The organism is Brevibacillus panacihumi W25, from assembly GCF_000503775.1.
Taxonomy (GTDB): domain Bacteria; phylum Bacillota; class Bacilli; order Brevibacillales; family Brevibacillaceae; genus Brevibacillus; species Brevibacillus panacihumi_A.
In genome coordinates this window covers 1,446,521-1,459,711 of record NZ_KI629782.1, presented here as the reverse complement: position 1 = coordinate 1,459,711, position 13,191 = coordinate 1,446,521, and the positions used below count along the sequence as shown (strand labels likewise).

At 52.7% G+C, this 13,191-nt stretch carries 13 protein-coding genes; 10 read left to right on the top strand and 3 right to left on the bottom strand.

What is annotated here, in order from left to right; translation table 11 throughout:
- The first annotated feature begins 14 nt into the window (after positions 1-14).
- Positions 15-704, top strand: a complete 690-nt coding sequence (locus T458_RS36305) for a response regulator transcription factor (RefSeq protein WP_023555935.1) — start codon at positions 15-17, stop codon at positions 702-704.
- The gene (locus T458_RS36300) at positions 685-2,103 is read left to right on the top strand and encodes a HAMP domain-containing sensor histidine kinase (protein ID WP_023555934.1); all 1,419 of its coding nucleotides are present in this window, start codon (positions 685-687) and stop codon (positions 2,101-2,103) included. The genes T458_RS36305 and T458_RS36300 overlap by 20 nt, the downstream gene beginning before the upstream one ends.
- 10 nt (positions 2,104-2,113) lie before the next feature.
- Here T458_RS36300 and T458_RS36295 read toward each other — a convergent pair whose 3' ends face one another.
- Positions 2,114-3,166 carry a DctP family TRAP transporter solute-binding subunit gene (locus T458_RS36295; protein WP_023555933.1) on the bottom strand — a complete coding sequence of 351 codons (1,053 nt, stop codon included), beginning with the start codon at positions 3,164-3,166 and terminating at the stop codon, positions 2,114-2,116.
- Positions 3,167-3,259: 93 nt separating this feature from the next.
- Here T458_RS36295 and T458_RS36290 point away from each other — a divergent pair, with 93 nt between their 5' ends.
- The 6 genes from T458_RS36290 (at position 3,260) to T458_RS36265 (ending at position 10,000) form a co-directional block, all read left to right on the top strand.
- Entirely contained in the window at positions 3,260-4,852 is a 1,593-nt protein-coding gene (locus T458_RS36290) for an ATP-binding protein (RefSeq protein ID WP_023555932.1), read from the top strand.
- Complete coding sequence (locus T458_RS36285; RefSeq protein WP_023555931.1) at positions 4,849-5,562, top strand: response regulator; 714 nt, start codon at positions 4,849-4,851, stop codon at positions 5,560-5,562. Before T458_RS36290 ends, T458_RS36285 begins: the two co-directional genes overlap by 4 nt.
- Before the next feature lie 101 nt (positions 5,563-5,663).
- Positions 5,664-7,313: a peptide ABC transporter substrate-binding protein gene (locus tag T458_RS36280; protein ID WP_023555930.1), complete on the top strand. Its 1,650-nt coding sequence runs from the start codon at positions 5,664-5,666 to the stop codon at positions 7,311-7,313.
- Between the two features lie 5 nt (positions 7,314-7,318).
- The gene (locus tag T458_RS36275; RefSeq protein WP_031305515.1) at positions 7,319-8,248 is read left to right on the top strand and encodes a S66 peptidase family protein; all 930 of its coding nucleotides are present in this window, start codon (positions 7,319-7,321) and stop codon (positions 8,246-8,248) included.
- Positions 8,245-9,447 (top strand): M20 metallopeptidase family protein, encoded by a 1,203-nt coding sequence (locus tag T458_RS36270; protein ID WP_023555928.1) that lies wholly within the window; start codon positions 8,245-8,247, stop codon positions 9,445-9,447. The genes T458_RS36275 and T458_RS36270 overlap by 4 nt, the downstream gene beginning before the upstream one ends.
- 100 nt (positions 9,448-9,547) lie before the next feature.
- Positions 9,548-10,000, top strand: coding sequence for a Dps family protein (locus T458_RS36265; protein WP_023555927.1), 453 nt, complete (start codon positions 9,548-9,550; stop codon positions 9,998-10,000).
- A 241-nt stretch (positions 10,001-10,241) separates the two neighbouring features.
- On the opposite strand, the gene T458_RS36260 is transcribed toward T458_RS36265, so the two are convergent.
- Positions 10,242-10,616 carry a hypothetical protein gene (locus T458_RS36260; protein ID WP_023555926.1) on the bottom strand — a complete coding sequence of 125 codons (375 nt, stop codon included), beginning with the start codon at positions 10,614-10,616 and terminating at the stop codon, positions 10,242-10,244.
- A 245-nt stretch (positions 10,617-10,861) separates the two neighbouring features.
- Here T458_RS36260 and coaA point away from each other — a divergent pair, with 245 nt between their 5' ends.
- On the top strand, positions 10,862-11,788 hold the full coding sequence (coaA, locus tag T458_RS36255; RefSeq protein ID WP_023555925.1) for a type I pantothenate kinase: 927 nt from the start codon (positions 10,862-10,864) through the stop codon (positions 11,786-11,788).
- Positions 11,789-11,849: 61 nt separating this feature from the next.
- Positions 11,850-12,293: a 2-thiouracil desulfurase family protein gene (locus tag T458_RS36250; protein ID WP_023555924.1), complete on the top strand. Its 444-nt coding sequence runs from the start codon at positions 11,850-11,852 to the stop codon at positions 12,291-12,293.
- 1 nt (position 12,294) lies between these two features.
- Here T458_RS36250 and T458_RS36245 read toward each other — a convergent pair whose 3' ends face one another.
- On the bottom strand, positions 12,295-13,164 hold the full coding sequence (locus T458_RS36245) for a LysR family transcriptional regulator (protein ID WP_023555923.1): 870 nt from the start codon (positions 13,162-13,164) through the stop codon (positions 12,295-12,297).
- Positions 13,165-13,191: the final 27 nt, after the last annotated feature.

The window sequence follows — 13,191 nt, the reverse complement described above, 5'->3', positions numbered from 1 at the left end:
AGGAGCGGCTTTTCATGAAACAAATTCTATTGGTGGAAGATGAGTTGGTTATCTCCCGCGTGCTGAAAGCGTATCTGCAAAAAGAAGACTATCAGGTTTGGCAAGCTGAAAACGGCAATGACGCCGTTCGCCTTTTTGAAGAACAAAAACCGGATCTCGTCCTGCTGGATGTCATGCTTCCGGAAATGAACGGTTGGGAAGTCCTGAAGTACATAAGGGAAAGAAGTGCCTGTCCTGTCATCATGATGACGGCCTTGGGACAAACCGATCAGAAATTGAAGGGATTCAATCAGGGAGCGGACGACTACATTACCAAGCCGTTTGTGGCCGAGGAGGTCGTAGCGCGGGTAAACGCCGTCCTGCGCCGTTCCGCGATTCTTGTCAAGGATCAGGAGACGCGCTTTTTTGGCGGTCTCAAAATCAATTTCAAATCGCATAGCGTGACCCTGCATGGCATCGATTTGCAGTTTCATCCGAAAGATTTGTCATTGCTGCTGTTCCTGGCGCAAAATCCCAACCGGACATTTTCCCGCGAGCAATTGATCGAGCATCTGTGGGGGATGGACTATGAGGGAAGTGATCGGGCTGTAGACCTGGCTATCAAACGGATTCGCAAAACCTTGCAAAACTGGCCTGCCTCCGAGGGGGAAATCAAAACGCTCAGAGGGGTGGGGTATCAGTTCAGTGTATTTGATAAATCATAAACCAACCTCTCTTTTGCGCTATTGGACGACCCGGTATCTGCTCACACTCTGTGTAGGCTTACTTATTATTGGCATTGTCTCCGCGATTTGGATCAAGGAGGCTGCCACGGAGAAGCAGCTCGAAGTCACCAGTTTATTCGTAGAAGAAGTAGCGGATCGGGTCGTGGACAATGAAGGTAAGCTGTATGTCGGCGAAACCTTGCACCAGATATTGGAAAACAGGCGCCGATTTATGGGCGTAGACCGCAATCTGCTGCTGTTCATCAAGGATGTGCACGGACGGATCATCTACAGCAAATCGGGCTTGCCTTCTTCCTTTCAGGAGGATGTCCCCCGCTTGCTTCTGATCGCGGAACAATCCAGCAAGGTCAAGTCGTTTCAGGGTGATACTCTCTATGTCGTAAAAAAAGATCTGGACAATGACCGCGAAAAGCTCGGGACAATCCTGTTGTTGTTCCCGGAGACGGATGTTCGCGTCAGTCCGGAACAGCTTCAATACCTGGTTATCATGCTGGGCAGCTTGGGCGTGTTGGGCTGGGCCGTGATCTATTTTCACTCCCGCAAACTTGCCAAGCCGATCGAGGATGTAGTCGCGGCCGCGAAGCGAATCGTGGAGGGCGATTACGAGGTAACGATCACCAAGCAGATCAAGGAAAAGGAAATTCACGAGCTGGTCTCGACGTTCAAGGAGATGGCGGATCGGCTGAGGCAATTGGAGAGCATGCGCACGGAGCTTTTGGCTGGCGTCACGCATGAATTGAAGACTCCGGTCACTTCTATCAGCGGCTTGATTCAGGCGATCAATGACAAGGTGGTCTCAGGAGAAGAAGAGCGGGAGTTTTTGGTGATCTGTCTGCGAGAGACCAAGCGCCTGGAGAAAATGGTGGAGGATTTGCTCGATTTCAACTCTTTTGCTGTCGGCGAAATCACGGTCAACCGAGAGTTGCAAAATGTGAACAAACTCATTTACGAGATTGCCTCCCAGTGGCAGATCGGACAGGATGCTGAAATCCTTAGACTCCATGCGACTATTCCGGAGCAGCAGTGGGTCGTGCCTGTCGATCCTGGGCGGGTGCAGCAGATCCTGATCAATCTGCTGAACAACGCGCGGCAAGCGATCGATGCGGATGGCAGGATCGAGCTGCGTCTCTATGAGACGGAGGGTGATCTGCGCTTAGATGTGACGGACAATGGCAAGGGCATCCCAGAAAACGAACAACCCTTAATTTTCGAGCGATTTTTCCGGGGCAGCAATAAAAAGGACAAGGTCCGTGGATTGGGTCTGGGGCTGTCGTTTTCCAGAATCATGGCGAGAGCCTTGGGAGGAGACCTCATTTTGACGAAAAGTGATGAGCATGGGTCTACATTCACGCTGATCCTTCCCAAAAACAGGGAATGACGAAGAAGCTTCACCTCGCAAGGTGAAGCTTCTCGATTTCCTGCATCAGCTCAGGGCCGATTTGAGGGGCAAACGAGTCATAGACTGGCTGCAACGCCTGACGCCAAGCCGCCCGCTCCTCCTCCGTCTGGATGTGCGTTTGCATCAATTCCTTCGTGAGCACCTCGTCCAACTGCTGCGCATTCATTTCCACAGACAGTTGATTGTTGAAGGCCGTCGCTTCCTGCAGCGCTTCTTCGATGGCCTGCTTCAGGTCGTCAGGAAGCTCCTTCCAAAACGGTTCGTTTACGATCACCGCATATCCCAAAAAATTGTGGTTGCTGACCGTCAGATGCTTTTGGACTTCGTACAGGCGTTTGGTATACAGATTGGAGATGGTGTTCTCCTCGCCATCTACCTTGCCAGTGGCCAGCAAGCTGTAGAGGTCGCCGAACGAAGAACCGACGGGAATCGCCCCGAGAGTCCGGTAATGGGTGTCCAGCACCTTGCTGGGAATAATGCGGATGCGTTGCCCCTGAAAATCCGTCGGCAGGATGAGTGGCTGATTCGCTGTCACCTGCTTGAAACCGCTGCTCCAGAAGGCCAGCCCCTTCATGCCGGACTTTTCCAAGGTTGAAAAGAGGATTTCTCCGATCTTTCCCTGAAAGGCGGTCTCCACTTCTTGATAATTGAGAAAGACATAGGGCAGCTCCAGGACGGACCACTGCGGAATCGTGCCGGAGAGGTGGGAGTATGCGGGGGCGATCATCTGGATCTCGCCGCTGATCAAGGCAGGAATCTCGGTTTGCTCGGAATGCAGGATGCTATTGGGAAAAACCTGGACTTCCACCTTGCCGTTCGTTTTTTCCTTCACCAGCTGCGCAAAGCGATCCACCGCCAGACCTTTTGGCGTGTACTCTGCTACGACATGACTGAATTTAATGATAATTTGTTCTGAGAGCCCTTCCTGTTCCCCATCCATATCCGATTCCCCGATGGAAAAATAATCAGGGCCGAAACCGATGAGCAGAGCGCTCGCCAGTCCAAGCAGGATGATCAGGGAAATGCTGATCCAGGACTTCATCGTCGATCACCTCCATGATCTTGCGTTGATTTGCCGGACAAGCTGTAACAAAATATATGGTAGCAGGCAACACTCGCGGAAAGGAAGAGCTTTTTGTTCAAACATCTGAAAATAAAGTGGAAGATCACCCTGCTCTCCATTGGGATTGTCCTGTTTTCTCTCATCATCAGCAGTCTGATCATGGTGGGCGGTATTATTCGCATGACGGAAACGCAGCTTGGACAACGGCTGATGACGATAGCCCGGACAGTGGCGGAGATTCCATTGGTTCAGCAGGGGGTCCAGGAGCCGAACGGGTGGGTAGCGATCAGCGAGTCGGTTCACAGAATGAGAATTGTCAATGATGTAACGTATATCGTCGTTTTAAACAAGGATCGCGTGCGCTACTCGGATCCCCTGGACAAGCGCATCGGAACAGTATTCCAGGATAAAGGGGTCGAAGCAGCCTTTGCAGAGCATTCCTATCTGCATAAGGTAAGGGGGGAGTTAGGCACCGCCCTGCGCGCGTATGTACCGATCATGGACGGGCTGCATCAGCAGGTGGGCGTCGTAGTCGTCGGAAGAGTGATGCCGAGTGTCTGGGAGATTGTGCAGGAGGAGAAGCATAATATCGCGGCGACCTTCCTGTTGTCGCTTCTTTTCGGAGTATGGGGCTCCTACTTGCTGGCACGCCATATGAAAAAACAGATGCTTGATCTGGAGCCGGAGGAAATAGCGCGGATTCTGGTGGAGCGCACAGCTACCTTTCACGCCATGCATGAAGGCGTCATTGCGATCGACACGCAGGAGAGAATCACCATTTTCAACGACAGGGCCAAAAAAATCTTTGGGATTGAGGGAGAGGTATTGGGCAAACCGATCCGCTCTGTTTTGCACGATACCCGCCTGCCCGAGGTGCTGGAGTTGCGTGAAAATTTCCTGAATACGGAAATTCATGTCGGGAATGCCCTGCTGTGGTCCAATCGCTTTTTGATCCGGGTAGACGAAAAAATAGTGGGGGCCCTCGCCATTTTTCAGGACCGGACCGAGGTTTCCCGGATCGCCGAAGAGCTGACGGGTGTGAAAGAATTCGTCAGCGCGTTGCGTGTGCAAAATCATGAACATATGAACAAGCTTCATACGATTGCCGGGCTGCTCCAGCTCAACCAGAATGAAAAAGCCCTTGCTTATCTCTTGGAGGTGAACGAACAGCAAGAAGAGCTGACCTCCTTTGTCACGGCTGCGATCGAGGACGAGAGTGTAGCCGGCCTCTTGATGGGGAAAGTAAGCCGCGGCAAAGAGCTTGGCATACGCGTGGTCATTGACCGGATGAGCTGCTTGAAGCGTTTCCCGCCGTGGATGGACCATCACAACTTCGTGCTGATCCTGGGCAACTTGATTGAAAATGCGTTTGACTCTCTGGAGAGTTCTACGCGTACGGACAAGGAAGTAACAATCAGTATCGAGCAGGATGACGAAATCTGCTCCATATTGGTGGAGGACAATGGCATCGGCATGGATGAAACGACGCGCAGGAACATGCTGGAGCGGGGCTACTCCACCAAGGATGGAGAGCATCTCGGACTTGGCCTGCATCTCGTCAATCAGCTGATTCACAAAGGAGGAGGCGAACTTGTCTGCACGTCGTCTCCTGGCGAAGGTGCGAGCTTTCTGATCACATTTCCAATGAAGGAGGTGAATGCATGAATCTTGAATCTATTCGTGTAGTAGTCATTGAAGACGACCCGATGGTCCAGGAAATCAACCGCTCGTTTATCGAGCGCGTCTCTCCTTTCCGGGTGGTCGGGGTGGCGAATAATGGCGTGGAAGGGGTGGAGATGGTCCGCGAACTTCAGCCTGATCTGGTTGTTATCGATGTGTTTATGCCCGTGCAAGACGGGATCAAGACCTTGACGCAGCTTCGCGCCGGTACGGAGACGGTGGATGTGATCGTCATAACAGCGGCCAATGACAAGCAGACGATCCAGACGATGCTTCGTTATGGTGCCATGGATTTTATAATCAAGCCCTTTCAATTTGAGCGTATCCGACAGGCATTGGAAAACTACCGGGAGTTTCGGAGTCAGCTAAGACGGGAAGGCATGGTATCGCAGTCAGAAGTGGATCAACTGTTGTTTCGCAAATGGACGGAACAGTCAAAAGACCAAACGATCGCGTTGGATAGCCTGCCGAAAGGACTTCATGCTGTCACACTGGCACAAATCGTGCGACAATTGGGCGCAACGGCAGAAGCCCTTTCGGCAGAGGAAGTGGCGGAGCGAGTGGGAATCGCCCGGGTAACAGCCAGACGGTATCTCGACTACCTGGTCAAGGCAGAGCATGTAAAGCTTGCCGTCATGTACGGTGGAGTAGGAAGGCCGACGAATCGCTATGTACTCGCACCCAGGAAGGGGTAGAACAATCGGCATCTGATCTTGAATAGAAGGCGGGAGGAAGAGGAACTCTTTTAGACTGGCAGCTTGATTTGACCAAGACTAAAAGGAGTGCGAGCAAAGTCGTGACAAAATTCCTTCTCTCTTATGTAAGCGCCTTCCTGCTGGCAGGCAGCGTACTGTCCGCCGTTGGCAGCGCAGGGAGTGCCTTCGCCTCGCAACCAGCTCTCTCAATCGCACAGGAAAAGCCCACTGCAGCCTCTCATTCCCGGGAGCAAATCCTGCGGCTTAATATGGAGGAGCCGGCGACGCTCAATCCGATATTCGCCGAGGATACAGTCTCGGGTGCCTTGATCCGCCAGCTCTACGACAGCCTGACTCGTCTGGATGAAGACGGAAATCCCGTCCTGTCTCTTGCCTCCGACATGAAGCTGTCACCTGACAAGCGGACCTATACCTTTACCTTGAGGGACGCCAAATGGTCCAACGGCGACCCGGTTACGGCCCATGATTTCGAATATACCTGGAAGCATGCGCTCGATCCGAAAACAGGCTCCCCGGCTGCCTACAACTACAACAGCATCAAAAACGCCCAAGCCTTTTCGGCAGGCAAAGCCCGAAGCGAAGACGTCGGCGTGAAGGCTCTCGATGACAAGACCCTCCAGGTTGTTTTGGAAAGCCCGATTCCCTTTTTCCCGACAATGGTCTCCTTTCTTCCTGCGGTGAATAAAGATGTGGCGCAGGCCAATCCACAGTGGGCGACGGACCCGAAGACCCTCGTCAGCAATGGTCCGTTCCGGTTGGATCAGTGGGAACACAGAAACAAAATCGTGCTGGTGAAAAACAGTTCGTATTGGGAGCAGGAAGCGGTCAAGCTGGAGCGGGTGGAGATTTTCATGATCGCAGATGCCAGCACCGAGCTTTCCATGTTTGACAAAGGCGAACTTGATTGGGCCGGCAATCCGATCAGCGGGCTCCCGATTGACGCGATCGAGCCGCTCATGAAGGAAGGCAAGCTGCGGACAAAGCCCAAGGCGACCTCGTATTACATCCGCTTCAACACGGAGCGGGAGCCGTTTACGAACGCCAAGATTCGCAAATCGTTCGCCTACGCGATCAACCGCCAGGAAATTGCCCGGCATATCGGACAGGCGGGACAAACACCCTTGATGGGCATTACACCGATCACCGCCAGCTTGCGGCCGGAAGGATTTTTTGCCGACAATCAGCCAGAGGAAGCGAAGAAGCTCCTGGAAGAAGGCATGAAAGAGCTGGGGATCGCCAAGCTACCGGAGATTACCTATTTGTACAACATCTCCGACCGCAACAAAGCGATTGCGCTTACCCTGCAGGCTACCTGGAAAAAGGTGCTGGGCGTCGAGGTAAAGCTGCAGAGCAAGGAGACAAAAGTCGTTCTGGACGATCAGGAGCGAGGCAAGTTCGCGATCACCCGCTCAAGCTGGACGGCAGATACCAACGATCCGGTCGACTTCCTGCAAAAATTCGTCGAGAAGTACAGCTCGTCCAATATTACGCGATGGCACAATCCAGTGTATGCGGAACTGATCCGCAAGTCGTACGTAGAGACAGACAAGGAAAAACGCAAGCAAATCCTGCTGGATGCGGAGGCTTTGCTAATGGAAGAAATGCCGCTGACGGGGATATTCAGTGATGTCAATGCCTGGGTACAAAGTGATAAGCTAAAAGGAGTGCGAATCGATCCGCTCAGCAAAATGGATCTGAAGTGGGCCTATCTGGAGGAAAAAGGGGAATGAGAGAGATGAACAAGGGAAGAGCATGGCGAGCAGGAGATACCATCGGGATCATCGCGACATCCAGCCCTGTCGATCAGGAGCTGTTGCCGAAGGCGATCGCCGAGGTGGAGGCGCTGGGATACAAGGTAAAAGTCGGGGAGACCTGCAAGCAAAGCTACGGGGGGTATCTGGCAGGTACCCCCGAGCAGCGGGCGGATGGACTGAATGCCATGTTCGCTGACGATGAAGTTGACGGAATTTTGTGTCTGCGCGGAGGATACGGCGCGCCGCAAATCCTGCCGTTGCTCGATTACGACTGCATCGCGCAAAATCCGAAGCTGTTCGTCGGCTACAGCGACATCACGGCTTTACATACGGTATTTGGGCAAAACGCCAATCTGGCGACCCTGCATGGACCGATGGCAGCCTCTGATCTGGCCCACGGCTTGGACGACTGGTCCAAATCGTATCTGATACGTGCGCTGTCCGAGCCAGAACCTTTGGGCGATCTGATCAATCCGCCAGGCGAAGAGATTGTTTGCATGGTGGAGGGCTGTGCCAGCGGTCCCGTAGTTGGCGGCAATCTGACGTTAGTCGCCGCTTTGATGGGGACGCCTTACCAATTGGACACCCGCGGCAAGCTGTTGTTCCTCGAAGAAATTGACGAGGAGCCGTACCGCGTAGACCGCATGCTGACGCAACTGGCTCTGGGAGGTGTGTTCGAGGATTGCGCCGGAGTGATTCTCGGGACCTGGACCAATTGCGAGTCGAAAAAGCGGGAAGGCTTCTCGGTCTGGGATGTGGTTCAAAATATTGTCGTTCCTTACGAGAAGCCGACGATTTGGAACATTCAGATCGGACACGGCGCTGTAAACATGGCGTTGCCGTTTGGAGTAGAAGCGACGCTGGATGCCACAGCCGGAAAACTTACCATAGAGGAGAGTGTAACGAGATGAGTCAAGTAGGAAAAGAGCAGGTTTGGCAGCAAGCACAGGAGATTTTGCCGTGGCTGATTGAGGTGCGCCGGGATTTTCACCAGTATCCGGAGATCGGGCTGGAGGAATTCCGCACACAGGAGCAAGTCATGCGATACTTGGATGAAATGGGCATTCCCTACACCAAGTCGGCAGGTACAGGCATCGTCGGTTTGATCCAGGGCGCACGCCCGGGAGCGACGGTCGCCCTGCGCGGAGATATGGATGCGCTGCCGATCCTGGAAGCAGAGGACCGGGAATACCGCTCGAAAATCCCCGGAAAAATGCACGCTTGCGGGCATGACGCGCATATGACCTGTTTGCTCGGGGCTGCGCGCATCTTGAACCATTACAAAGCGGAGCTGGCGGGAAATGTAAAGCTCTTTTTCCAACCGGCAGAGGAGACGGTCGGTGGCGCTTTGCCGATGATCAAGGAAGGCGTGCTGGAGAATCCCAAAGTGGATGCTGTCTTTGGCTTGCATGTATCAAGCGAGATTCCGGCGGGACATATCGGAGTCAAATACGGTCAGATGAACGCCTCCTCTGATGATTTGAGCATCATCGTACGCGGTGAAAACGGTCATGGCGCCTATCCGCACAGCGGGCGCGACGCCATCGTCATCGCGGCGCATGTCATCACCGCCCTGCAGACAATCGTCAGCCGCAACGTCGATCCGCGCAGAGCGGCGGTCATCACGATCGGGATGATTTCCGGAGGCACAGCGAACAATATCCTGGCACAGGAGGTCAAGCTTACCGGAACGATCCGGACGCTAGAGCCAAGCGTGCGTGAACAGGTGAAGGAAAGAATTCAAGAAGTGGCCGCATTGACTGCCCGCGCTCTCGGCGGCGAAGCGGAAGTCACCTATGAGGAAGGCTATACGTCCCTGATCAATCATGATGCATTGGTGGATCTGGTAAAACGAAACGGCGAGGAGCTGCTTGGCGAACAGCATGTGCGGATCAATGAACTGCCCAACATGGGGGTAGAGGATTTTGCCTACTTCGCCGAGAATGTCCCCGGTGCCTTTTTCCACCTGGGTGTACGAAACGAAGAGACGGGGTGCGTCTATCCGGTCCATCATCCAAATTTTGATCTCGATGAACGCAGTCTGGCGGTAGGTGCTGCGATGCAGGCTTTAAATACACTGGTTTACCTGAAGGAGAATGAGCAGCGATAGAGAAGGTGACGGCAAAGCGTGATCGCGAATAGGATGCGGCTCCCAGCGGGAACACTACAGACGCCATGAGATTTTTCCATGAAAGGAAGAGAGCCGTAGTATGAGCATCACGATGAGCCGTCCTGTCACCGAGGTCTTGAACAAGCAGGTTGCGAACTGGTCTGTGCTGTTTATCAAGCTGCACCACTATCACTGGTATGTGAAAGGCTCCAACTTTTTCACCCTGCACGCCAAGTACGAAGAACTGTACAACGAAGCCGCGAAATATGTGGATGAACTGGCTGAGCGTATGCTGGCCAAGGGAGGAAAACCTGTCTCGACCATGAAGGCCTGTCTGGAGCAGTCCTCCATCAAGGAGGCAGCGGGCGGAGAGTCTGCGGAACAGATGGTGCAGGCGACGATTAGCGATTTCCAAACCTTGATCAAAGAACTGAATGAAGGAATTGCCGCAGCGGAGGCGGAGGACGACGAAGCTACCGCAGACATGCTGACCGGGATGATCGGCAGTCTGGAGAAGCATGTCTGGATGCTGCAGGCTTTTGCGGGGAAATAGGCAGTAACGGAAGAGGAGCTGATCCGTCATTCGGGCGTGGTCAGCTCCTCTCAATTTGATTGACTAATTTATGTTTTTTTACCTTTTGCGAAATATTCATCAGATCCTTGTTCCCGCCGACAGCTTATTTCGATACGGGGCGCTGACCTCAAATGACAAACTATTGGTTTCATTTGGTTGTTCTAAAACAGTAGGAGTATTTCATCAAAATGCGATACCTTTGGGATGGTATTTATTTTTCTCAAATTCTTTCATCTACCTCTCCCAACGGTATTCTCACCATCATTTCTTTATCTACTGAATAATAATACAACAAAGTTATATCTTTCTTTTGTTCACTTTTCGACTTTGAAGCTACGTTAACTAAATATGCCCCCTGCGGTTTTCCATCCTTATAAATTGTTGCTGGCTGAGGAAGCGATACCATTATTACTTCATAACCATTATCTTCAGAATCTTTTTTCGCAGTCTGAGTAATATCACGTAGTTTTTCGAATGTTTTTTCATCAAGTTGTAAGGCATCTATCGCGGCTTTTTCAGGCACTTCTTCATTTGCAGAGCAAGCGGTCAAAAGAATACAGTTCAAAGCAATTTTTAAAATGTTATGCCGTTTCAAATTTATCAACACCTATCTTTTCACGGATCGCAAGTAATATTTTACCAAATGATCCTAAGATCTTGGCCGGCTTGAAGCGTTGCTCAATTGCAATGATAATCACCTTGTGCGGGATTTTTTTCGTGGAATAGCTAAATTGCCCAAAATGGATTGCACCAACATTATTCCCAAGCGGGGGCTACTGGTGTAAACTAGCTGTGTGACCGGAGGAAAGCACTTTCAAGATGGAAAGGATGTACACTTTCATGGCATCACCATACGTAACCTTTAACCGCGAGCAATGGAAGTCTCTGCGAGCTTCTACGCCGCTGACCATATCGGATGATGAGCTGGCCTGTTTACAGGGCGTCAACGAGAAGATCTCGATGGACGAGGTCTCAGAAGTTTATTTGCCACTCTCCCGATTATTGAATCTGCACGTAGGGGCGACACAGGAGCTGCATCAGGGTACGCATACGTTTTTGGGAATTCAGGATGCCAAGGTTCCTTTCATCATTGGAATTGCCGGAAGTGTAGCCGTCGGAAAAAGCACGACGGCGCGGATTCTGCAAACGCTGCTCTCCCGCTGGCCGAACCACCCCAAGGTGGAGCTGGTGACGACGGACGGTTTTCTCTATCCCAATCGCGTGTTGGAAGAGCGAGGGATCATGAAGCGCAAAGGCTTTCCCGAAAGCTACGATTTGCGCCGCTTCCTGCATTTTTTATCGGAAATCAAATCAGGAGAGCCGGAAGTATCCGCTCCTGTCTACTCTCACCTGGTCTATGACATCGTTCCGGACCAGTGGCAGACGGTAAGACAGCCGGATATTTTGATTGTAGAGGGATTGAACGTCTTGCAGCCCCCAAGGGATAAGAGTCTGTCAGAGCTGTTCGTGTCTGATTTCTTCGATTTCTCCATCTATGTGGATGCGAAGGAACAGGATATTTTCCAATGGTACGTGGAGCGGTTCAAGGTGCTGCGCCAGACGGCCTTCTCCAATCCGGCGTCGTATTTCCGCCGCTACGCAAGCCTTTCAGATGAGGAAGCGGTCGAGGTCGCGACAGGCATCTGGAAGGAAATTAATGAAATCAACCTGAGAAAAAACATCCTGCCGACTCGCGTGCGTGCGCGTCTGATTCTCGAAAAGGGACAAGACCACAGCGTGCAGCGCGTGAAGCTGCGCAGGCTGTAAAATAGAAGAAGACGACGAAGCAGGGGGCGACTCCTGCTTTTGTTGTACAAGGAGGATCAACATGAAATTGATTAGTGCCTGTTTGATCGGCTGTGAATGCCGCTACGATCAGAAATCCTGCCGTACGGATCTAGGAGAGCAGCTGCTGAGCCAGGGAAAAGCCATTCCTGTTTGTCCCGAGCAGCTGGGCGGTCTGCCACCCCCGCGCCCGCCAGCCGAGATTGTCGGAGGCGATGGCTTTGATGTCCTGGATGGAAGGGCCAAAATCGTGGACAACCAGGGCAATGATGTAACCGATATTTTTTTGGCTGGCGCTCATCAAGCATTAAAAATCGCTCAGACAGCCGGTGTGACATCCGCCATTTTAAAAGAAAACAGTCCCTCCTGTGGAAGCTCATTCATCTACGACGGCACCTTTACGGGTAAAAAAGTGCAGGGTGTAGGGCTCACTGCCGCACTCTTCCTGCGAAACGGGATTGAAGTGAGCTCGGAGCGGAGGGAGTAGTCTACGAAAACATCCCGATAAAGCGCTTGGCTGCCTTGGACAAATGGCGTCCCGACTGCCAGACGACAGCGGCAGCGGACTGAATTGAGGTTCCGGTAATCTCGATCCCGCGTATCTGTTCGCTGCGGTGGGTCTCCCAGGCCGAGCGCGGGACGATGGAGCAGCCGACTTGTGCCGCCACCAGATTGACTGTCAGGGAGATGTCGGGGCACTCGCAGATGACGTGCGGAGCTGCTCCCAGCCGCTCGAACTCCTTGACGAGCAGATCGTAAATGCCCAAGCCCGGCGTGCTCGGCATGATCAAGGGCAGCGCGGCGATTTCGCTCATGTGGATCTGGTCAGCCGTTGCATAGGAGGAGGCGGTCGGAACGATCAAGACAAAGGGTTCTTCCTCCATGGGAATTGTCGTGCAGTTCGGCAGGGAGTGAGGCAGCCTGACGACAGCGACCTCAATCACTCTTCGCTCCAGCCACTGTGTCAGAAGCTGGGTATCCCCCTTCCACACCTTGTAGGTGATCAACGGGTATTTTTGCTGAAACAGCCGGATTTGTTCAGGCAGGAAATAGGCAGACAGGGCGCTCACACCGATGGAGAGGGTGCCGCGGATGCCTTCGCCTGTCTCTTTCACTTCCGCGATGGCTTCCTCCATCTGATGGACGATGTTGACCGCCTGCTTGTACAAGGAGTGGCCGGCTTCGGTCAGCTCGATGCGTTTTCCCGAGCGCTCCACGAGAGGAGTCCCCAGTTCTTCCTCCATCTGCTTCAGCTGTTGGCTGAGCGGCGGTTGAGCCATGTTCAAGCGCTTGGCGGCTGCCGTGATCTGTCCTTCCTCGGCGATGGCAATAAAATAGCGCAGTTGGCGAATATCCACGATGCAGTTCTCCTTTCCAATAACCAT